Raw genomic sequence first — 21,085 nt, 5'->3', positions numbered from 1 at the left:
AAGCCCGCTCCCACAGTGATTTCTGTCGTTCACAGGAATTGTGTACACCAAGACCCTGTGGGAGCGGGCTTGCCCGCGAAGGCGTCCTCGCTGTCACCGCTTATTTGGCAAACAACTGCCCGATATCCTTGAACGCCTTGAACTCCAGCGCATTGCCGCAGGGATCAAACAGAAACATGGTCGCCTGCTCACCCACCAACCCCTGGAAACGAATCCCCGGTTCGATCACGAAGCGCGTTCCCAGCGATTTCAGCCGTTCGGCCAGCGCCTCCCACTCCGTCATTCCCAGCACCACGCCAAAATGCGGCACCGGCACGTCATGGCCGTCCACGGCGTTGGTGTGGGCGGCTTCCTGGGTTGCGTTTTTCGGTGCCAGGTGAATCACCAACTGGTGGCCGAAAAAGTTGAAATCGACCCAATGTTCGCTGGAGCGACCTTCTTCAAGACCGAACACGCTGCCATAGAAGTGTCGCGCGGCCGGCAGGTCATAGACGGGAATGGCGAGGTGAAAAGGGGAGAGCTGCATCGGGTGGGCCTCAATCTGCTGAATTCAGGCTGAGTGTAGCCCTGTGCTTTTCGATTGAAAGACGATAGTTTTTGCGCCGAGCTCAAATTATTTCGATCAATCGGGGGCCCTATGCTGCGGGAACTGAAAACCTTTATCGCGGTGACCCGCTACGGCACGTTTGCGGCAGCGGGCATGCACATCGGCCTGACACAGTCGGCGGTCAGTGCGCAGATGCGTAACCTGGAACAGGCCCTCGGCATTCGCCTGTTCGATCGCACCGGACGTCAGGCGTTGCTCAATGCGGCGGGGCAGCGCGCGTTGCCCATGGCCCGCGAGATTCTGGACACCTTCAGCCGCATGGCAGTCAGCGACGATGTGAGCGAATACCGTGGCGAGCTGAAAATCGGCGCGGTGGCCACGGCCCAGACCGGATTGCTGCCCCAGGCGTTGCTGCGTTTGCGTCAGCAGGCACCGCTGCTGGAGCCAAAACTGGTGCCGGGGGTGTCGCTCAATCTGTTGAGCCAGGTGGACACCGGCGAAGTCGATCTGGCGATCCTGATCAAGCCGCCGTTCGACCTGCCCAAGGAACTGTCGGCGCAAGTGATTCGCCGCGAGCCGTTTGTATTGATCGTCCCGGCGGAGCTCGAAGGCGACGAGCCGTTGCAACTGCTCGCCGAGCATCCCCATGTACGCTACGACCGCAACTCGTTCGGCGGACGCCTGGTGACCCGGTTTCTGCGTGAACAGCAAATTGATGTGCAAGTGGCGCTGGAGCTGGATGAACTGGAAGCCATCGTCAAGATGGTCGAATGCGGTTTGGGGGTTTCGTTGCTGCCCGAAGCCGGGTTGTGGCTCGAGCATGGGGCGAGGGTGAGGGTGATCCGCCTGGGCGAGTTGACGTTTTATCGCGAGATTGTGCTGTTGCAGCGCTATAGCCAGCGGACTCAGCCGATTCAGCAGTTGTTTGCAGACTGCCTCATGCACACACCCCTGTAGGAGCGAGCCTGCTCGCGATGGACTTCAGACCACCCCGTTTCATCCTGACAAAACGCATCATCGTTAACGACCATCGCGAGCAGGCTCGCTCCTACAAAGGGCGTGCCGTCCTGACATCGCAGGCACAAAAAAACCCGCCTGAAGCGGCGGGTTTTTTATCGGCTAACCGAAGATCACTCTTCGATGTTGCCCATGGCCGTGGTGTTGAAGCCACCGTCCACGTACATGATTTCACCGCTGATGCCGGACGCCAGGTCCGAGCACAGGAAGGCGCCGGCGTTGCCGACTTCTTCGATGGTGACGTTGCGACGCAGCGGGGTTTGCGCTTCGTTGGCGGCCAGCATCTTGCGGAAGTTCTTGATGCCGGAAGCGGCGAGGGTACGGATCGGGCCAGCCGATACGCAGTTGACGCGGGTGCCGTCCGGGCCCAGGGAGCCGGCTAGGTAACGTACGCCGGCTTCCAGGGAAGCCTTGGCCATGCCCATCACGTTGTAGTTAGGCATGGTGCGCTCGGCACCCAGGTACGACAGGGTCAGCAGGCTGCCGTTGCGGCCTTTCATCATTTCGCGACCGGCCTTGGCCAGGGCCACGAAGCTGTAGGCGCTGATGTCGTGAGCGATGCGGAAACCTTCACGGGTGGTGGCTTCGGTGAAGTCGCCGTCCAGTTGGTCGCCCGGGGCGAAGCCGACGGAGTGCACGATGCAGTCCAGGCCGTCCCACTTCTTGCTCAGTTCTTCGAAGACCTTGGCGATCTCCGCATCGCTGGCCACGTCGCACGGGAAGCACAGCTCAGGGCTCGAACCCCAGCCTTGTGCGAACTCTTCGACACGACCTTTCAGTTTGTCGTTCTGATAAGTGAAGGCAAGCTCAGCGCCCTCGCGATGCATGGCGGCAGCGATGCCGGATGCGATGGACAGCTTGCTGGCGACACCGACGATCAGTACGCGCTTACCGGCGAGAAAACCCATGTGTTGCTCCTCTCTTTCAGGTTATTGCGCAGTGGCTGGAGCCAGGAAAGCGGCTTCGAGCAACTGCTGTGTATACGGATGTTGGGGGGCGGCAAAAATGCTTTGCGCGTCTCCCTGTTCGACCACTTGGCCATGCTTGACCACCATCAGCTGGTGGCTCAGCGCTTTGACGACAGCCAGGTCATGGCTGATAAACAGATACGTCAGGTTGTACTTGCTTTGCAGTGAACGCAAAAGCTCCACCACTTGGCGTTGCACGGTGCGGTCGAGGGCCGAAGTCGGCTCGTCCAGCAGAATCAACGCCGGTTTTAGCACTAATGCCCGGGCTATGGCGATTCTCTGCCGTTGCCCACCGGAAAATTCGTGGGGGTAGCGGTGCCGGGTTTCCGGGTCCAGTCCTACCTCCTTGAGTGCCGCAATGATCGCTTGTTCCTGTTCCGCCTCGGTGCCCATCTTGTGGATCCGCAGGCCTTCGCCGACGATCTGGCTTACGCACATCCGCGGGCTCAGGCTGCCGAAGGGGTCCTGGAACACCACCTGCATTTCCCGGCGCAACGGTCGAACCTGTTGTTGCGTCAGGCAGTCTAGCTGCTTGCCTTCAAAACGGATGGTGCCTTTGCTGCCGATCAACCGCAGGATCGCCAGACCCAACGTCGACTTGCCGGAACCGCTTTCTCCCACGATCCCCAGGGTCTGACCCTGAGGCAGGCTGAAATTGATGCCGTCCACTGCCTTGACGTAATCCACCGTCTTTTTCAGCAAGCCTTTCTTGATCGGAAACCAGACTTTCAGGTCCTCGACCGTCAGCAACGGCGGGCCAACCACATTGGTTGCCGGCGTGCCGCTGGGCTCTGCGGCCAGCAGGATGCGAGTGTACGGATGCTGCGGTGCGCGGAACAACTCTTCGCACGATGCCTGTTCGACGATGCAACCGCGCTGCATGACACATACGCGATGTGCAATTCTTTTCACCAGGTTCAAATCGTGGCTGATCAGCAGTAACGCCATGCCCAGCCGGGCCTGCAGTTCCTTGAGCAATTCGAGGATTTTCAGCTGAACGGTCACGTCCAGCGCGGTGGTCGGCTCGTCGGCAATCAGCAGTTCCGGCTCGTTGGCCAGGGCCATGGCGATCATCACTCGCTGGCGCTGACCGCCGGACAACTCATGGGGCAGGGCCTTGAGGCGCTTGTGCGGCTCGGGGATGCCGACCATCTCCAGCAACTCCAGGGTGCGCCTGGTCGCGACTTTTCCGACCAGCCCCTTGTGGATGCCCAATACCTCGTTGATCTGCTTCTCGATCGAGTGCAGCGGGTTGAGCGAGGTCATCGGCTCCTGAAAGATCATTGCGATCCGGTTGCCGCGGATGTGGCGGATGGTTTTCTCTTTCAGGCTCAGCAGGTCTTGCCCGGAATAGGCGATGGTGCCCGACGGATGCCGGGCGAGCGGGTAGGGCAGAAGGCGCAGGATCGAGTGGGCGGTCACCGATTTGCCGGAGCCGCTTTCGCCCACCAGCGCCAGGGTTTCACCGCGCTTGATGTCGAAACTGACCCCTTCGACCACACGCTGGCAGTGGTCGCCGACGACAAACTCGACGGCGAGGTCGCGCACTTCGATCAGATTGTCCTGATTCATTTCACTTCCTCGGGTCGAAGGCGTCGCGAGCGGACTCGCCGATAAACACCAGCAAACTCAACATCAACGCCAACACCGCAAACGCGCTCATGCCGAGCCACGGTGCTTGCAGGTTGGATTTGCCCTGGGCCACCAGTTCCCCCAGGGAAGGACTGCCCGCCGGCAGGCCGAAGCCGAGGAAATCCAGGGCGGTGAGGGTGCCGATGGCGCCGGTCAGAATGAACGGCATGAAGGTCATGGTCGAGACCATGGCGTTGGGCAGGATGTGGCGGAACATGATCGCCCCATTCTGCATGCCCAGCGCCCGGGCCGCGCGTACGTATTCCAGGTTGCGCCCACGCAGGAATTCGGCGCGCACCACATCGACCAGGCTCATCCAGGAAAACAACAGCATGATGCCCAGCAACCACCAGAAGTTCGGCTGGACGAAACTGGCCAGGATGATCAGCAGATAGAGCACCGGCAACCCGGACCAGATTTCGAGGAACCGCTGGCCGGCCAGATCGACCCAGCCACCGTAGAACCCCTGCAAGGCACCGGCGATGACGCCGATCAGCGAACTGAACAAGGTCAGCGTCAGGGCAAACAACACCGAAATGCGGAAGCCGTAGATCACCCGGGCCAACACATCGCGGCCCTGGTCGTCGGTGCCCAGGAGGTTATCGGTCGACGGGGGCGCCGGTGCCGGGACTTTCAGGTCGTAATTGATGCTCTGGTAGCTGTAGGGAATCGGCGCCCACAGCACCCAGGCGTCCTTGGCCTTGAGCAGTTCGCGGATGTACGGGCTCTTGTAGTTGGCTTCCAGCGGGAATTCGCCGCCGAAGGTGGTTTCCGGGTAGCGCTTGAGCGCCGGGAAGTACCAGTTGTTGTCGTAATGCACCACCAGCGGTTTGTCGTTGGCAATCAGTTCGGCACCGAGGCTGGCGCCGAACAGGATCAGAAACAGCCACAGCGACCACCAGCCACGCTTGTTGGCCTTGAACAGTTCGAAGCGTCGGCGATTGAGAGGGGACAGGTTCATCTCAATGCTCCCGGCTTTCGAAGTCGATGCGCGGATCGACAAAGGTGTAGGTGAGGTCGCCGATCAGTTTCACCACCAGCCCCAGCAGGGTGAAGATGAACAGGGTGCCGAAAACCACCGGGTAATCGCGGTTGATCGCCGCTTCAAAACTCATCAGGCCGAGGCCGTCGAGGGAGAAGATCACTTCGACCAGCAGCGATCCGGTGAAGAAGATGCCGATGAACGCCGACGGGAACCCGGCGATCACCAGCAGCATGGCGTTGCGGAACACATGGCCGTACAGCACGCGATGGTTGGTCAGGCCCTTGGCCTTGGCGGTGACCACGTATTGCTTGTTGATTTCGTCGAGGAAGCTGTTTTTGGTCAGCAGGGTCATGGTCGCGAAGTTGCCGATCACCAGCGCGGTCACCGGCAGCGCCAGGTGCCAGAAATAATCGAGCACCTTGCCGCCCATGCTCAGTTCATCGAAGTTGTTCGACGTCAGCCCGCGTAACGGGAACCAGTCGAGATAGCTGCCACCGGCAAACACCACGATCAGCAGGATGGCGAACAGGAACGCCGGGATCGCGTAGCCGACGATGATCGCCGAACTGGTCCAGACGTCGAAGTGACTGCCGTGCCGCGTGGCTTTGGCGATCCCCAGCGGGATCGACACCAGGTACATGATCAGGGTGCTCCACAGCCCGAGGGAGATCGACACGGGCATCTTTTCCTTGATCAGGTCGATGACCTTGGCGTCGCGGAAGAAACTGTCGCCGAAATCCAGGGACGCATAGTTCTTCACCATGATCCACAGGCGTTCCGGCGCCGACTTGTCGAAGCCGTACATGTGTTCGATTTCCTTGATCAGCGCCGGGTCCAGGCCTTGGGCGCCGCGATAGGCCGAACCGGCCACCGAGACTTCGGCACCGCCACCGGCGATGCGGCTGGTGGCGCCTTCGAAGCCTTCGAGCTTGGCGATCATCTGCTCCACCGGCCCGCCGGGGGCGGCCTGGATGATCACGAAGTTGATCAGCAAAATGCCGAACAAGGTCGGAATGATCAGCAGCAGTCGCCGAAAAATATACGCCAGCATCTGATTACTCCGTGCCCGCAGGGTCGGCTTGCAATTTGGTTTCGATCTCTATGGCCGGTTTGGCATCGGGCTTGACCCACCAGGTGGCGGTGCCGATGTCATATTTAGGCGAGACCTTGGGATGGCCGATGTGGTTCCAGTAGGCCACGCGCCAGGTTTTGATGTGCCAGTTGGGAACCACGTAATAGCCCCATTGCAGCACCCGGTCCAGTGCGCGGGCATGGGCCACCAGGCTTTTGCGCGAGTCGGCGTTGATCAATTGTTCCACCAGTTGGTCCACCACCGGGTCCTTGAGACCCATGGAATTGCGGCTGCCCGGTTTGTCGGCGGCAGCGGTCATCCAGAACTCGCGCTGTTCGTTGCCCGGCGAGTTGGACTGCGGGAAGCTGCCGACGATCATGTCGAAGTCTCGCGAGCGCACGCGGTTGATGTACTGCGAGACGTCGACCCGGCGGATCACCAGGTCGATGCCCAGGTCGCTCAGGTTGCGCTTGAACGGCAACAGCACCCGCTCGAATTCGGTCTGGGCCAGCAGGAACTCGATCGTCACCGGTTTACCGCTGGCGTCGACCATTTTGTCGTCGACGATGCGCCAGCCGGCCTCTTGCAGCAGTTGATAGGCCTTGCGCTGCTGGGCGCGGATCATGCCGCTGCCATCGGTGACCGGGTTCTGGAAGGCTTCGCTGAACACCTGTTCGGGAATCTTGCCGCGGAACGGCTCGAGGATCGCCAGTTGATCGGCGTCCGGCAGGCCGGTGGCGGCCATTTCCGAATTTTCGAAGTAGCTGCGGGTTCGCGCGTAGGCGCCGTTGAACAATTGCTTGTTGGTCCATTCGAAATCCAGCAGCAGTGTCAGGGCCTGACGCACGCGTACATCCTGGAACATCGGGCGACGCAGGTTGAACACGAAGCCTTGCATGCCGGTGGGGTTGCCGTTGGGGATCTGCTCCTTGATCAAGCGGCCCTCGGTGACCGCCGGGATGTTGTAGGCGTTGGCCCAGTTCTTGGCGGTCATCTCCAGCCAGTAATCGAACTGCCCGGCCTTGAGCGCCTCCAGCGCGACGGTGTTGTCGCGATAGTAATCGGTGGTCATCACGTCGAAATTGTAGAAACCACGGTTGGCCGGAAGATCCTTGCCCCAGTAGTCCTTGACCCGCTCATAGCGCACCGAACGCCCGGCCTTCACTTCGCTGACCCGATAGGGGCCGCTGCCCAGGGGGATTTCCAGGTTGCCCTTGTTGAAATCGCGGGTGGCCCACCAATGCTTGGGCAGTACCGGCAACTGGCCGAGGATCAGCGGCAGTTCGCGGTTGTTGCCGTGCTTGAACTTGAACAGCACCGTGAGCGGATCCTCGGCGACGACGTCGTCAACATCGCTGTAGTAGCCCCGGTACATCGGGGCGCCATCCTTGATCAGGGTATGAAAGCTGAACACTACGTCTTCGGCGCGTATCGGATGACCATCGTGGAATCGCGCTTGCGGGCGCAGGTAGAAACGCACCCAGGTATTGTCCGGGGCTTTCTCGATCTTGCCGGCGACCAGGCCGTATTCGGTGAAAGGTTCATCCAGGCCCTGTTTGGCCAGGGTGTCGTAGATCAGATTGATGTCGTCGGCGGCCACGCCCTTGCTGATGAACGGGTTGAGGCTGTCGAAGCCGCCAAATCCGGCCTGGCGGAATTTTCCGCCCTTGGGGGCATCCGGGTTGACGTAATCGAAGTGTTTGAAATCGGCCGGGTATTTCGGCGGCTCGTTGTACAGGGTCAGGGCATGCTGCGGGGCGGCACAGGCCAGCCCGGCGAACAACAGGGCGCTGGCCTGCAGGAGCAGGGCGCTTACAGGTTTCATTGATCTTTCTCCGAAGATTTCAGCCACCACGCGCTCAGGCCCAGGGTGTAGGGCGGCGTGGTGACGAAAGCCAACCGGTTGCGGTAGGCCAGACGGTGATAATTGAGGTACCAGTTGGGAATGATGTAGTGCTGCCAGAGCAGTACCCGATCCAGGGCCCTGCCGGCGGCCACCTGCTCATCGCGACTCTTCGCTGCGAGCAGTTGTTCGAGCAGGTGGTCGACCACCGGGTTGGCGATGCCGGCGTAATTCTTGCTGCCCTTGACCCCGACCTGGCTGGAATGAAAGTACTGCCATTGCTCCAGGCCCGGGCTTAGGGTCTGGTTGAGCGTCATCAGGATCATGTCGAAATCGAACTGGTCGAGGCGCTGCTTGTACTGCGCACGATCGACCGTGCGCAGCCGGGCGTCGACGCCGATGCTGGCGAGGTTCTCGACGTAAGGCTGGAGGATGCGCTCCAGGTTCGGATTGACCAGCAGGATCTCCAGGCGCAAGGGTTGCCCGGCGGCGTTTTGCAGGCGCTGGCCGTTGAGCTTCCAGCCGGCTTCGGCGAGCAGCCCCAAGGCTTTGCGCAGGGTTTCCCGGGGGATGCCGGCGCCCTGGGTCTGCGGCAGGCTGAAGGGCTCGGTGAAGAGCTTCGCCGGCAACTGCTCGCGCCAGGGTTTGAGCATCAGCCATTCATGCCCAACCGGCAGGCCGGTGGCGGAGAACTCGCTGTTGGGGTAGTAACTCATGGCGCGCATGTAGGCGCCGCTGAACAGCGTGCGGTTGGTCCACTCGAAGTCGAACATCAGCCCCAGCGCTTCACGGACCTTCACGTCGGAGAACGTCGGCCGGCGGCTGTTCATGAACAGGCCCTGGCTCTGGGTCGGGATCTGGTGCGGGATCTGCGCCTTGATCACGTCACCGCGGCGTATCGCCGGGAAGTTGTAGCCGGTGTCCCAGTTTTTCGCCTGGTGCTCGATGTAAATGTCGAACTCGCCGGCCTTGAACGCTTCGAACGCGACATCGCTGTCCCGGTAGAACTCGACCTCCATGCGGTCGAAATTGTATTTGCCGCGATTGACCGCCAGATCCTTGCCCCAGTAGTCCTTGACCCGCTCGAAAACGATCTGTCGTCCCGGTGTCACCGAGGTGATGCGGTACGGTCCGCTGCCCAGTGGTGGTTCGAAGGTGGTGGCCTTGAAGTCGCGACCCTTCCAGTAGTGTTGCGGCAGTACCGGCAACTCGCCCAGGCGCAGGATCAGCAGCGGATTGCCGGCGCGTTTGAAGACGAACCGTATGCGCCGTGGATTGAGAATGTCGACCCTCAACACTTCCTGGAGGCTGGTGCGGTACAGCGGATGGCCTTCCTTGAGCAGCAAGCGGTAGGAAAACGCGACATCATGGGCGGTGATGGGTGTGCCATCGTGGAAACGCGCTTCGGGGCGCAGGTTGAACACCACCCAGCTGCGGCCCTCGTTGTACTCCACCGACTGGGCAATCAGGCCATAACTGGAGGCGGGTTCGTCGCCGGACGGTGCGTACTGACCTGTGCCGACCATCAGCGGCTCATTGAGTTCGTTGATGCCGTATTGCAGGAAATTCGGCGTGGTCACCGGGCTGGTGCCCTTGAAGGTGTAAGGGTTGAGCGTATCGAAGGTGCCAAACGCCATCACCCGCAACGTACCGCCCTTGGGCGCTTGCGGGTTGACCCAGTCGAAGTGGGTAAATCTGGCCGGGTACTTGAGCGTGCCGAACTGCGCATAACCATGGCTTTCGCTGATCGTCGCGCTTGCGGTGGAGCTCAAGGCCAGGCAAATCAGGAGCGAGAGGAGGGGATGCTTCAAATAGGGAATCCGATCCGGGCGGCTTGGGCTTTGTGGCCCGTACAGTAACAGCTTGTATGAACAGGAAAAAGACAGGGGTTTAAAGCCGACCTGATCCGTTGCAGGGGCCGGGCTTGCTGGCGATGGTTTGGGAGATTACGCGTAAAACTGGAAGCGCGACGGCGCCCTCTGGTTTTTCGCGAGCAGGGTCGCTCCTGCAGGGTGAAAAAATCGCGGGCCAAAAAAAGCCCCTGAATTCAGGGGCTCGTTTTTTAATGCGGGTTGGCGACGGTCAGCATCTGACCCGGTTTCAACGCCTGGCCGACGCGCGGGTTCCAGCGCTTGAGGTGTTGCATTTCAACGTTGAAGCGCTTGGCCACGATGTACAGCGAGTCGCCTTGCTGAACCTTGTATTGGGATTGTGGCTTTTTGGTCTCGCCCTTGGTCCTGGCATTGGCCGCGACCACGGTGTTGATGCGTCCGGAACCGCGTTTGCTGGTGTCCTGAAGAACCAGGGTCTGGCCCGGTTTGAGGTTCTTGCCACTCAGCTTGTTCCAGCGCTGCAGGTCCTTGATGTCGACGTTGTTGGCCTTGGCGATGGTGCCCAGGTTATCGCCACGCTTGACCCGGTAGTTGCGTTTGGCACTCGCCACCTGGATGTCGTCGGCGCCTTCGAAGACCGGTTTGCGTGATTTCTTGCTGATCAACTCTTCAGGACGCATGGTCTGCAGGCTGGTGGTCAGCAGCTGCGCCTTGGAGGTCGGCACCAACAGATGCTGGGGGCCGTCGAGGGTGGTGCGCTGCTTGAACGCCGGATTGAGCTGGAACAGTTCGTCTTCGTCGATGTTGGCGACTTCGGCGACCTTGGACAGGTCCATGCGCTGGTTGATTGCGACGACTTTGAAATAGGGTTCGTTGGCGATCGGGTTGAGGTTCACGCCATAGGCCTCTGGCGCCAGAACCACTTGCGAGAGGGCCAGCAGTTTCGGTACATACGCCTGGGTCTCGGCAGGCAGCGGCAGGTTCCAGTAGTCGGTAGGCAGGCCGAGCCTTTCATTGCGCTCGATGGCCCGGCTGACCGTGCCTTCACCCGCGTTGTACGCGGCAAGGGCCAGCAGCCAGTCACCGTTGAACATGTCGTGCAGGCGAGTCAGGTAATCCATCGCCGCGGTGGTCGAGGCAGTGATGTCGCGACGGCCATCATAGAAGCGGGTTTGACGCAGGTTGTAGTAACGCCCGGTGGACGGGATGAATTGCCAAAGGCCCACCGCGTCGGCCCGGGAGTAGGCCATCGGGTTGTAGGCGCTTTCGATCACCGGCAACAGCGCCAGCTCCAGCGGCATGTTGCGCTCTTCAAGACGTTCGATGATGTAGTGAATGTAGAGGCTGCCGCGTTCGCCGGCATTTTCGAGAAAAGACGGGTTGCTGGCGAACCACAGGCGTTGCTGCTCGATGCGGGGGTTGACGCCCAGGCCATCCTGCAACTGGAAGCCCAGGCGCATGCGCTCCCAGACGTCCTGCGGAACCTGCGGGCTCGGCTTTTCGCTGAGCCAGACGGGCTTCTGCTTGGCGCGCGCGGCAATATTCGGAGTGTGTGCCGCATCGGTTTGCGGCGCATGGCTGGAACAGCCCGCCAAGGTCGCGGACACAGCCACCGCTATGGCTTGAGCCAGGCGGGTCAATGCGTCCGAATTGATGGCTTTGCGAATAGATGACGACATTGGCTGGAAGTAAGTTCCGGGCAAAAATGTCGGGGGATTCTAGAAAGCGCACCTCCAACGGTCAACCACTCATGGTTTTTGCACCATCGTACAGGCGGTTCAGAACGTGTCTTTCCAGCTTCTTAGCGCAGCAAAAACCATATCGGGCGCAGAGTTATCGGTGCCGGTCCGTTCGTCCACTTTTTCTTTAACGGATGTTACGGCGGTACGCAAAAACGGGTTTGTACGTTTTTCCAGGGCCACCGTGGAAGGCAGTGTGATGACGCCGGTTTCCCGTTGGCGGGTGACGGTGGCGAGGCGTTCCAGCGTATCGGGATTGCCGGGCTCGACCGCCGCGGCAAAACGCAGGTTGCTCAGCGTATATTCGTGAGTGCAGTACACCAGCGTATTTTCGGGAAGGGCCGCCAGGCGCGACAGCGAGGTGTACATTTGCAGGGGCGTCCCCTCGAACAGGCGTCCGCAACCGGCCGCGAACAGGGTATCTCCGCAAAACAGCAGGCCGCGATGATAATAGGCAATGTGCCCCAGGGTATGGCCGGGCACGGCGATGACGTCGAAGTCATGGCCCAGTACATGGATGCGGTCGTTATCCTTGAGGGCCACGTCCCGCGCCGGAATGTTTTCACTGGCCGGGCCGTAGACGGTGGCATCCGTCGCTTTTTTCAGCTGTTCGACGCCGCCGACATGGTCATGATGGTGATGAGTGATCAGAATATCGCTCAACACCCATTGCGGATTGGCTGCAAGCCAGGCCTGCACGGGGGCGGCATCGCCGGGGTCGACCACCGCGCAACGCCGGGTGTCGGGATCTTGTAACAACCAGATGTAGTTGTCGGTAAAGGCGGGCAGGGCAGTGATCTGTATCATCGTCGGATTCGCCAATTGGAAAGCATTGGCGCATCTTAGAGCTTCCTGGCGCGTTGGAGAATGCAATGACGGATAAAGCGTTCGCTCAGGCTGATCCTGACTGGCTGGCGTTGATCAGCGCGGCCCGTGACTGGCTGTCCGGCCCCCTCGGGCAGTTTTTGCTGGATGAAGAACGGCGCATGCTCGAAGAAGAGCTGGGTCGCTTTTTCGGCGGTTATCTGGTGCATTACGGCCCATCCGCCCAGACACCACCGTCGGCACCGCAGGTGCAGCGCAATGTCCGCCTGGGCGCACCGTTGCCAGGGGTCGAGATTGTCTGCGAAGAGCAGGCGTGGCCGTTGAGCGAGCATGCCGCCGACGTGGTGGTCATGCAGCATGGCCTGGACTTCTGCCTGTCGCCCCACGGACTGCTGCGCGAAGCGGCGAGCAGCGTGCGGCCCGGCGGACACCTGTTGATCATCGGGATCAATCCCTGGAGCAGTTGGGGCCTGCGTCATGTGTTCGCTCATGATGCGTTGCGCAAGGCCCGCTGCATTTCCCCGTCGCGGGTCGCCGACTGGCTGAATCTGCTGGGCTTCGCGCTGGAGAAACGCCGCTTCGGGTGCTATCGTCCGCCGCTCGCGTCACCCGCCTGGCAGACCCGTCTGGCCGGCTGGGAGCGCATGGCCGGTCGCTGGCAGTTGTCTGGCGGCGGCTTCTATTTATTGGTGGCGCGCAAGATAGTGGTCGGCCTGCGACCCTTGCGTCAGGAGCGCCGCGAACCGATGGGCAAGTTGATTCCATTGCCCATGGCCAAGGTCAACCGTCGTCATATCGAACCGTAATTCACCTTGTATTTCCTGGCCGGGGTTGCCCCCGGTCTCGGGCGTTGTCGATCAGCGATCGGCGAGCCACCGCATTTTCTGGATAGATTGGCATGAGCGATAGCGTAGAACTCTTCACTGACGGCGCCTGTAAAGGCAACCCTGGCCCTGGCGGCTGGGGCGCATTACTGGTGTGCAAGGGTGTTGAAAAGGAACTCTGGGGCGGCGAAACCAACACCACCAACAACCGCATGGAGCTGATGGGCGCGATCCGTGGCCTCGAAGAACTCAAGCGTCCCTGCGACGTGCTGCTGGTGACCGACTCGCAGTACGTGATGAAGGGCATCAACGAGTGGATGGCCAACTGGAAAAAGCGCGGCTGGAAAACCGCTGCGAAAGAACCGGTCAAGAACGCTGACCTATGGAAGATGCTCGACGAGCAGGTCAACCGTCACAACGTCACCTGGAAATGGGTGCGCGGGCACATCGGCCACCATGGCAACGAGCGGGCCGACCAACTGGCCAACCGTGGCGTGGATGAAGTGCGCGGGTTCAAGCAGGCCTGATTTCCGGGGCGTCGCCATCGCGAGCCGGCTCGCGATGGGGGGCGACACGGTGTACCTGAAAGACCTTGGCGAGCGTGTTAACATCGCCGCTTTTGCACGATTGACCGATTGAGAGCTGAGCATCAGATGGCCACCAGATCCGTTGTACTCGATACCGAAACCACCGGCATGCCGGTGACCGACGGCCACCGGATTATCGAAATCGGTTGTGTCGAGTTGATCGGTCGTCGCCTGACCGGTCGGCATTTCCACGTCTACCTGCAACCGGATCGTGAAAGTGATGAAGGCGCCATCGGCGTCCACGGCATCACCAACGAGTTTCTGGTGGGCAAGCCGCGTTTCGCCGAAGTGGCCGAAGAATTCTTCGAGTTCATCAAGGGCGCGCAGCTGATCATCCATAACGCGGCGTTCGACGTTGGCTTCATCAACAACGAATTCGCCCTGATGGGCCAGCACGACCGTGCGGACATCACGCAGCACTGCTCGATCCTCGACACCCTGCTCATGGCCCGGGAGCGTCACCCGGGGCAGCGCAACAGCCTCGATGCCTTGTGCAAACGCTACGGCGTCGACAACTCCGGCCGTGAACTGCACGGCGCCTTGCTCGACTCCGAGATTCTCGCCGACGTTTACCTGACCATGACCGGCGGCCAGACCAGCCTGTCGCTGGCCGGCAATGCGTCCGATGGCAACGGCTCAGGCGAAGGCGCGGACAACTCCGCCACGGAAATCCGCCGTCTGCCCGCCGACCGCCAGCCGACCCGTATCATTCGCGCCAGCGAAGATGATCTGGCCCGGCATGTGGCACGCATGGAAGCCATCGCCAAGTCGGCAGGTGCGCCGGCGCTGTGGGTGCAGTTGGCCGAGGCGGAAGCTCAGGCCTAGGTCGTTTCTTTATGCCGGTGACCCGTTTTGGGGCGTCGTGCTCGCTACATCCGCTGCAACCCTCTACCCTGAGGTTATTGGCAGGCTCTGGCCTGCCGCCTCAGGACACTGAGTCCCATGTATAAAGATTTGAAATTCCCGGTATTGATTGTCCACCGCGACATCAAGGCCGACACCGTTGCCGGTGACCGTGTGCGGGGCATTGCCCGGGAGCTGGAGCAGGAAGGCTTCAGCATTGTCTCGGCCGTGGACTACACCGAAGGGCGTTTGGTGGCTTCGACTCATCACGGTCTCTCGTGCATGTTGATCGCCGCCGAAGACGCCAGCGCTCGCTCGCATTTGTTACAGAATATGGCCGAGTTGATCGGGCTGGCGCGGGTGCGCGCGCCGGACCTGCCGATCTTCGCCCTGGGCGAGCAAGTCACCCTGGAGAACGCCCCCGCCGACGCCATGGCCGAGCTCAATCAATTGCGCGGGATTCTTTATCTGTTCGAAGACACCGTGCCCTTTCTCGCTCGCCAGGTGGCGCGGGCGGCGCGCAAATACCTCGATGGCTTGCTGCCGCCATTTTTCAAGGCGCTGGTGCAGCACACGGCAGACTCCAACTATTCCTGGCACACGCCTGGGCATGGTGGTGGCGTGGCCTACCACAAGAGTCCCGTGGGGCAGGCGTTTCACCAGTTTTTCGGGGAAAACACCCTGCGTTCGGATTTGTCGGTGTCGGTGCCGGAGCTGGGGTCGCTGCTGGATCACACGGGGCCGCTGGCAGAAGCAGAAGCCCGGGCGGCGCGCAACTTCGGCGCCGATCACACTTTTTTCGTCATCAACGGGACGTCGACCGCGAACAAGATCGTCTGGCACTCGATGGTCGCGCGCGATGACCTGGTGCTGGTCGATCGCAACTGTCACAAGTCGGTACTGCATTCGATCATCATGACGGGCGCGATCCCGCTGTACCTGTGCCCGGAGCGCAATGAGCTGGGGATCATCGGGCCGATTCCGTTGAGTGAATTCAGTCGCGAATCGATCCAGGCGAAGATCGATGCCAGCCCATTGACCAAGGGGCGGGCGCCCAAGGTCAAACTCGCGGTGGTCACCAATTCGACCTATGACGGCCTGTGCTACAACGCCGAGCTGATCAAGCAGCAATTGGGCACCAGCGTCGAGGTGCTGCATTTCGATGAGGCCTGGTACGCCTATGCGGCGTTCCACGAGTTTTTCGCCGGACGTTACGGCATGGGCACTTCACGCAGTGAAAACGGCCCGCTGGTGTTCACCACCCATTCCACCCACAAGCTGCTGGCAGCGTTCAGCCAGGCATCGATGATTCATGTGCAGGACGGTGGCGCGCGGCAGCTCGATCGCGATCGCTTCAACGAAGCGTTCATGATGCACATCTCGACGTCGCCGCAATACGGCATCATCGCTTCGCTGGACGTCGCTTCGGCCATGATGGAAGGGCCTGCCGGGCGTTCGCTGTTGCAGGAAATGTTCGACGAGGCCCTGAGTTTTCGCCGGGCGCTGGCCAATCTGCGCCAGCACATCGCCGCCGATGACTGGTGGTTTTCCATCTGGCAACCGCCTTCGGTGGAAGGCATCGAGCGCGTTGTCACGCAAGACTGGCTGCTGCAACCGGAGGACGACTGGCACGGCTTTGGCGGCGTGACCGACGATTACGTGCTGCTCGATCCGATCAAGGTCACCCTGGTGATGCCGGGTTTGACCGCAGGCGGCGCCCTCAGCGAGCGCGGGATTCCGGCGGCGGTGGTCAGCAAGTTCCTTTGGGAGCGCGGGCTGGTGGTGGAAAAGACCGGGCTCTATTCGTTCCTGGTGCTGTTTTCCATGGGCATCACCAAGGGCAAGTGGAGCACGCTGCTCACCGAGTTGCTGGAATTCAAGCGCAGCTACGACGCCAACGTCAGTCTGGCCCATTGCCTGCCGTGCGTGGCACAGGAGAATGTTGCGCGTTATCAGGGCATGGGCCTGCGCGATCTGTGCGACCAATTGCACGCCTGTTATCGCAGCAATGCCACGGCCCGGCATCTCAAGCGCATGTACACCGTACTGCCGGAAATCGCCATGAAGCCGGCTGACGCCTATGATCAATTGGTGCGTGGCGAAGTTGAAGCGGTGTCGATCGATGCTCTGGAGGGGCGTATCGCTGCCGTGATGTTGGTGCCATACCCGCCGGGGATTCCGTTGATCATGCCCGGCGAGCGTTTTACCGAGTCGACCCGCTCGATCATCGACTACCTGAAGTTTGCTCGCACGTTCGACAGCAGCTTTCCCGGGTTTGTCGCCGATGTGCACGGCTTGCAACACGAAGATGAGGGCAATGGACGGCACTACACCGTCGATTGCATCAAGGAATGAGGACCTTTCCCAGTATGCAACCGGTCATAAATCCGATTTACCCGGGGCTGTCGGTGCGCGTTGCCGACGAAGCTTTTGCCGCCTATATCTGGGGCAGTGATTTCAGTTTTGAAGTCGCCGCCTATGGCACCCCCGAAATAGGCCAGCCAGTGGAGCAATGGGCGATCACGCCGATCACGCCCTATCGCAAGTGCTATGGCATTGACCCCGAGGAGTTCAGCAGTTATCGCGACGCCGTCGACAGTGCGATTTTCATGGCGTATCTGGATGACGAGCCGGTCGGCCATATAGTGGTCAGCACTAACTGGAATGGCTTTGCCCATATCGACGAACTGGCGGTGCATGCGCCCGCCCGACGCCATGGTGTGGCCAAGGCACTGCTGGATGTGGCGCAGTTCTGGAGTCGCAAGAAGAAGCTGCCAGGCATCATGCTGGAAACCCAGAACAACAATCTGGGGGCCTGTCGTCTCTATGAGCGCTGCGGTTATGTGATCGGCGGCATCGATCACCTGCGCTATCGGGGCATCGATCCCAACACCGCCGAGGTGGCGCTGTTCTGGTATCGATTGTTCGATAATCCGTTGGAAAATCCGGTCAGTTCGCGAGCATCGCCGCGGCTTGTTCCGTGATGATCGCCAACAGGGTCTGAATGGCGGGCGAGGGCGCGCCGTTTTTAAGGCTCAGGGCGTAGAGACTGACCGGGACCGCGGGCGCCAGGGGGCAGACATCGAGTCCGGCCGATTTGGCGCCGAGGGCAGTGAAGGGGTCGACGATGGCCAGGCCTTCACCGGCCTCGACCATGCTGCGCATCATCTGGTGAGTCTGTACCCGTGTGTGGATCACCGGAGCCGGACGCAGTGCATGCAGTTTGTTTTCCAGCGCCGGGCTGAGCGGGTCATGCCCTTCCAGCCCGACCATTGCCTGGCCCGCCAGATCCTGCAGGGAAATGTACTTCTGCCTGGGTTGCAGCCAGCCGTGGGGGGCGAGCAGTTGCAGCTTGCCCTGGGCAATCACCTGGCATTCAATCTCGGCGCGATCGGGATCATGCAGGCTCAAGCCCAGATCGCTTTCGCGCAGCAGCAGGCTTCGGACGATGTCGCGGGTCGGTTGGCTGAGCAGAGTGCAGGGCGCGTCAGGCAGGCGTCGGCGCAAAGCCGCAATGCTTTGGGGCAGCAATTGCTGGGCCAAGGGAGGCGTACAAATGATACGTAAGGGCGGAGCCTGGTATTGCCTGAGGCTGTTGGCCAGGCGTTGGACCGGTTCAAGCGCATCGTAGACGCGGGCCATTTCGACTTGAAGCTCGCGCGCCTCCCGCGTGGCCTGCAAGCGCCCGCGTACGCTGGAGAACAGCATGAAGCCCAGCTGATCCTCGGCGTCGCGCAATATGCGCTCGACTTCGGTCACCGGCAACTGCAGCCATTCGGCGGCGGTGCCCAGGTGACCGGTCTGCAAGAGCGCCTGGATCACTTCGATATGGCGTAAGCGCATGCGTGAAGTCCATGTTCAGCAGGGTGAGGAAGTCAGTGACTGAATCCTAACCCAAGTCTGCGCCTATGACTTCTGCTCATAACGTCGAGTTATGAAGCGGTGCTGGTTACCGGTTCGCGGGTAATGGTGACGCCCGACTGCACCAATAGAAATTCATTTTCATCCAGCTTGTTCACGCGATCGCCAATAGCCAGTTTGTACGTGGTGACAGGCGCCGCGCTTGCCAGGCCGTCTGCCGGCGGGGTGGATTCCTGGAACTCATGTACGGAATAAATGCGGCCTTCCGCGTCTCTTGCATGGAACTGACCGACGAGTACTGCTGCCATCTGCTTAGAACCTCTGGAGATAAATCACTCAATGTGCGGTGGAGTAGACCGTCACTGAGCACGGTAAGTTTTCCTGCGTGTAAAAAATAATCAGAGCGCAGATATACCTGTGTTCACTGGTTGAATCGTCATCTGATCAACTATAACTTCAGGTTCCTCCCACGGATAAGCGAGAGTCTTCCATGAGCAATGTCCATACCGTCGCCGTAGTCGTCGGCAGCCTGCGAAAAGAATCGATCAACCGCAAGGTCGCCCTCGCACTGGTGGACCTGGCGCCGGCCAATCTCAAGCTGAACATTGTCGAAATCGGTGACTTGCCGCTCTACAACGAAGACATCGATGGTGCTACACCGCCGGCAGCCTACAGTAGTTTCCGACAACAAGTGAGTTCATCCGACGCAGTGCTGTTCGTCACGCCGGAATACAACCGTTCGGTGCCGGCACCGATGAAGAATGCAATCGATGTCGGTTCGCGTCCCTATGGCAAGAGTGCCTGGAGCGGCAAACCGGGGGCGGTGATCAGTGTTTCGCCGGGCGCGATCGGCGGATTCGGCGCCAACCATCACTTGCGTCAGTCCATGGTGTTTCTCAACGTGCCGTTGATGCAGCAGCCGGAAGCCTACCTGGGCGGTGCCGGTTCGGCGTTCGACGAGGCGGGCAAATTGTCGGAGTCGGTCAAGCCTTTCCTGCAGAGCTTCATCAATGCCTATGGTCAGTGGGTGGAGCAGCACAAGAAAGTCTGAGGTCGTTCGCGTTCCGAGGGAGTTTGCCTGTGACAGAGGGGGCAGGCTTCCCTCAACAGGCATGTTCCCTGTCACCCAGGCACAACAACATTGAGTCTATCGTCGCCGTTGCCACGCACGGCGGCTCTACTTCAGAATCCCTGCCGGTCCGCCCCCTCGCTCAAGGCTGTTTCGCATGCTCGCCGCTTCATTGATTTTTCTCCTGACCATAACCCTCGTGATCTGGCAGCCCAAAGGCCTTGGTGTCGGCTGGAGCGCGGTGCTGGGTGCCGTGCTGGCGCTGATTTTCGGCGTGGTGCATCTGAGTGACATTCCGCTGGTGTGGCAGATCATCTGGAACGCCACTGGTACCTTTGTCGCGCTGATCATCATCAGCCTGTTGCTGGACGAAGCCGGGCTGTTTGCCTGGGCGGCGTTGCATGTGGCCCGCTGGGGACGGGGCAATGGACGAAAGTTGTTTGCCTATATGGTGCTGCTCGGCGCACTGGTTTCGGCGCTGTTCGCCAATGACGGCGCGGCGCTGATACTGACGCCTATCGTGATTTCCATGTTGCTGGCGTTGCGCTTCTCGCCGACGGCGACCCTGGCGTTTGTCATGGGCGCTGGTTTCATTGCCGACACCGCCAGCCTGCCATTGGTGGTGTCGAACCTGGTGAACATCGTTTCCGCGGACTTCTTCAAGATTGGTTTCAACCGCTATGCGGCGGTGATGATTCCGGTCAACCTGGTCAGCGTCGCCGCGACCCTGGCGGTGCTGATGTGGTTTTTCCGGCGCGACATTCCCCGGGCTTACGACCCCGAACAACTGGAGCACCCGGCGTCCGCCATCCACGACAAGGCAACGTTCTACGCCGGTTGGGCGGTGCTGGTGATTCTGTTGCTCGGTTGTTTTGCGCTGGAACCGCTGGGCATTCCGATCAGTGCGATCTCGGCGGTGTGCGCGGCCTTGCTGCTGGCCATCGCTGCCCGTGGGCACAAGATCTCCACGCGCAAGGTCATGAAGGAAGCCCCGTGGCACATCGTGATTTTTTCGCTGGGCATGTATTTGGTGGTCTATGGCCTGCGTAACGCCGGGCTGACAGGGTATCTGGCGGGCTGGCTGGACATTTTCGCCGGATACGGCGTCTGGGGCGCGGCGCTGGGCACGGGTGTGCTGACGGCGTTGTTGTCATCGATCATGAATAACCTGCCGACGGTGTTGATTGGCCTGCTGTCCATTGATGCGAGCCAGGCGACGGGGGTGGTGAAGGAGGCAATGATCTACGCCAACGTCATTGGCAGCGACCTGGGCCCGAAAATCACCCCGATTGGCAGTCTGGCGACACTTTTGTGGTTGCATGTGCTGGAGCGCAAGAACATCCGGATTGGCTGGGGGTATTACTTCAAGGTCGGGATCGTGTTGACAGTGCCGGTGTTGCTGGTGACCTTGGCAGCGCTGGCGGTGCGGTTGTCCGTTTAA

19 protein-coding genes are annotated in these 21,085 nt (G+C 60.6%); 8 read left to right on the top strand and 11 right to left on the bottom strand.

What is annotated here, in order from left to right; all coding sequences use genetic code 11:
- Positions 1-100: 100 nt before the first annotated feature.
- Complete coding sequence (locus JQF37_RS13375; protein WP_130210701.1) at positions 101-526, bottom strand: VOC family protein; 426 nt, start codon at positions 524-526, stop codon at positions 101-103.
- Between the two features lie 111 nt (positions 527-637).
- Here JQF37_RS13375 and JQF37_RS13370 point away from each other — a divergent pair, with 111 nt between their 5' ends.
- A complete protein-coding gene (locus JQF37_RS13370; protein WP_130210699.1) occupies positions 638-1,504 on the top strand; it encodes a LysR family transcriptional regulator in 867 nt (288 codons plus the stop codon).
- A 173-nt stretch (positions 1,505-1,677) separates the two neighbouring features.
- Here JQF37_RS13370 and fabI read toward each other — a convergent pair whose 3' ends face one another.
- The 8 genes from fabI to gloB form a co-directional block, all read right to left on the bottom strand.
- On the bottom strand, positions 1,678-2,472 hold the full coding sequence (gene fabI / locus JQF37_RS13365; RefSeq protein ID WP_007937760.1) for an enoyl-ACP reductase FabI: 795 nt from the start codon (positions 2,470-2,472) through the stop codon (positions 1,678-1,680).
- Between the two features lie 21 nt (positions 2,473-2,493).
- Positions 2,494-4,104 (bottom strand): ABC transporter ATP-binding protein, encoded by a 1,611-nt coding sequence (locus tag JQF37_RS13360; protein WP_130210697.1) that lies wholly within the window; start codon positions 4,102-4,104, stop codon positions 2,494-2,496.
- Position 4,105: 1 nt separating this feature from the next.
- Positions 4,106-5,125: an ABC transporter permease gene (locus tag JQF37_RS13355; RefSeq protein WP_130210695.1), complete on the bottom strand. Its 1,020-nt coding sequence runs from the start codon at positions 5,123-5,125 to the stop codon at positions 4,106-4,108.
- A gap of 1 nt (position 5,126) precedes the next feature.
- Positions 5,127-6,200, bottom strand: coding sequence for a microcin C ABC transporter permease YejB (locus tag JQF37_RS13350; RefSeq protein WP_130210693.1), 1,074 nt, complete (start codon positions 6,198-6,200; stop codon positions 5,127-5,129).
- 4 nt (positions 6,201-6,204) lie between these two features.
- Positions 6,205-8,046 (bottom strand): extracellular solute-binding protein, encoded by a 1,842-nt coding sequence (locus JQF37_RS13345; protein WP_130210691.1) that lies wholly within the window; start codon positions 8,044-8,046, stop codon positions 6,205-6,207.
- Positions 8,043-9,875, bottom strand: coding sequence for an extracellular solute-binding protein (locus JQF37_RS13340; protein ID WP_130210689.1), 1,833 nt, complete (start codon positions 9,873-9,875; stop codon positions 8,043-8,045). Before JQF37_RS13340 ends, JQF37_RS13345 begins: the two co-directional genes overlap by 4 nt.
- Before the next feature lie 251 nt (positions 9,876-10,126).
- Entirely contained in the window at positions 10,127-11,575 is a 1,449-nt protein-coding gene (locus tag JQF37_RS13335) for a transglycosylase SLT domain-containing protein (RefSeq protein WP_130211362.1), read from the bottom strand.
- Between the two features lie 99 nt (positions 11,576-11,674).
- A complete protein-coding gene (gloB, locus tag JQF37_RS13330; protein ID WP_130211363.1) occupies positions 11,675-12,442 on the bottom strand; it encodes a hydroxyacylglutathione hydrolase in 768 nt (255 codons plus the stop codon).
- A 65-nt stretch (positions 12,443-12,507) separates the two neighbouring features.
- On the opposite strand from gloB, the gene JQF37_RS13325 reads away from it, so the two are divergent.
- The 5 genes from JQF37_RS13325 (at position 12,508) to JQF37_RS13305 (ending at position 17,698) form a co-directional block, all read left to right on the top strand.
- Complete coding sequence (locus JQF37_RS13325; RefSeq protein ID WP_130211364.1) at positions 12,508-13,266, top strand: methyltransferase domain-containing protein; 759 nt, start codon at positions 12,508-12,510, stop codon at positions 13,264-13,266.
- A 92-nt stretch (positions 13,267-13,358) separates the two neighbouring features.
- On the top strand, positions 13,359-13,811 hold the full coding sequence (gene rnhA, locus JQF37_RS13320) for a ribonuclease HI (RefSeq protein WP_047528325.1): 453 nt from the start codon (positions 13,359-13,361) through the stop codon (positions 13,809-13,811).
- A 126-nt stretch (positions 13,812-13,937) separates the two neighbouring features.
- The gene (dnaQ, locus tag JQF37_RS13315) at positions 13,938-14,696 is read left to right on the top strand and encodes a DNA polymerase III subunit epsilon (RefSeq protein ID WP_090320833.1); all 759 of its coding nucleotides are present in this window, start codon (positions 13,938-13,940) and stop codon (positions 14,694-14,696) included.
- A gap of 117 nt (positions 14,697-14,813) precedes the next feature.
- Positions 14,814-17,069 (top strand): Orn/Lys/Arg decarboxylase N-terminal domain-containing protein, encoded by a 2,256-nt coding sequence (locus JQF37_RS13310; RefSeq protein ID WP_130211365.1) that lies wholly within the window; start codon positions 14,814-14,816, stop codon positions 17,067-17,069.
- Positions 17,070-17,083: 14 nt separating this feature from the next.
- Positions 17,084-17,698 (top strand): GNAT family N-acetyltransferase, encoded by a 615-nt coding sequence (locus JQF37_RS13305; protein ID WP_130211366.1) that lies wholly within the window; start codon positions 17,084-17,086, stop codon positions 17,696-17,698.
- Here JQF37_RS13305 and JQF37_RS13300 read toward each other — a convergent pair.
- Complete coding sequence (locus tag JQF37_RS13300) at positions 17,664-18,557, bottom strand: LysR substrate-binding domain-containing protein (protein WP_130211367.1); 894 nt, start codon at positions 18,555-18,557, stop codon at positions 17,664-17,666. The genes JQF37_RS13305 and JQF37_RS13300 overlap by 35 nt on opposite strands.
- Positions 18,558-18,646: 89 nt before the next feature.
- Positions 18,647-18,883: a hypothetical protein gene (locus JQF37_RS13295; RefSeq protein WP_103405638.1), complete on the bottom strand. Its 237-nt coding sequence runs from the start codon at positions 18,881-18,883 to the stop codon at positions 18,647-18,649.
- 182 nt (positions 18,884-19,065) lie between these two features.
- Here JQF37_RS13295 and JQF37_RS13290 point away from each other — a divergent pair, with 182 nt between their 5' ends.
- Together JQF37_RS13290 and JQF37_RS13285 are read left to right on the top strand one after the other, a co-directional pair.
- The gene (locus JQF37_RS13290; protein WP_130211368.1) at positions 19,066-19,626 is read left to right on the top strand and encodes an NAD(P)H-dependent oxidoreductase; all 561 of its coding nucleotides are present in this window, start codon (positions 19,066-19,068) and stop codon (positions 19,624-19,626) included.
- Positions 19,627-19,801: 175 nt separating this feature from the next.
- Positions 19,802-21,085 (top strand): arsenic transporter, encoded by a 1,284-nt coding sequence (locus JQF37_RS13285; protein ID WP_130211369.1) that lies wholly within the window; start codon positions 19,802-19,804, stop codon positions 21,083-21,085.

Source organism: Pseudomonas sp. MIL9 (assembly GCF_016887925.1).
Lineage (GTDB): Bacteria > Pseudomonadota > Gammaproteobacteria > Pseudomonadales > Pseudomonadaceae > Aquipseudomonas > Aquipseudomonas mohnii.
This window is presented reverse-complemented; position numbering and strand designations above follow the sequence as displayed.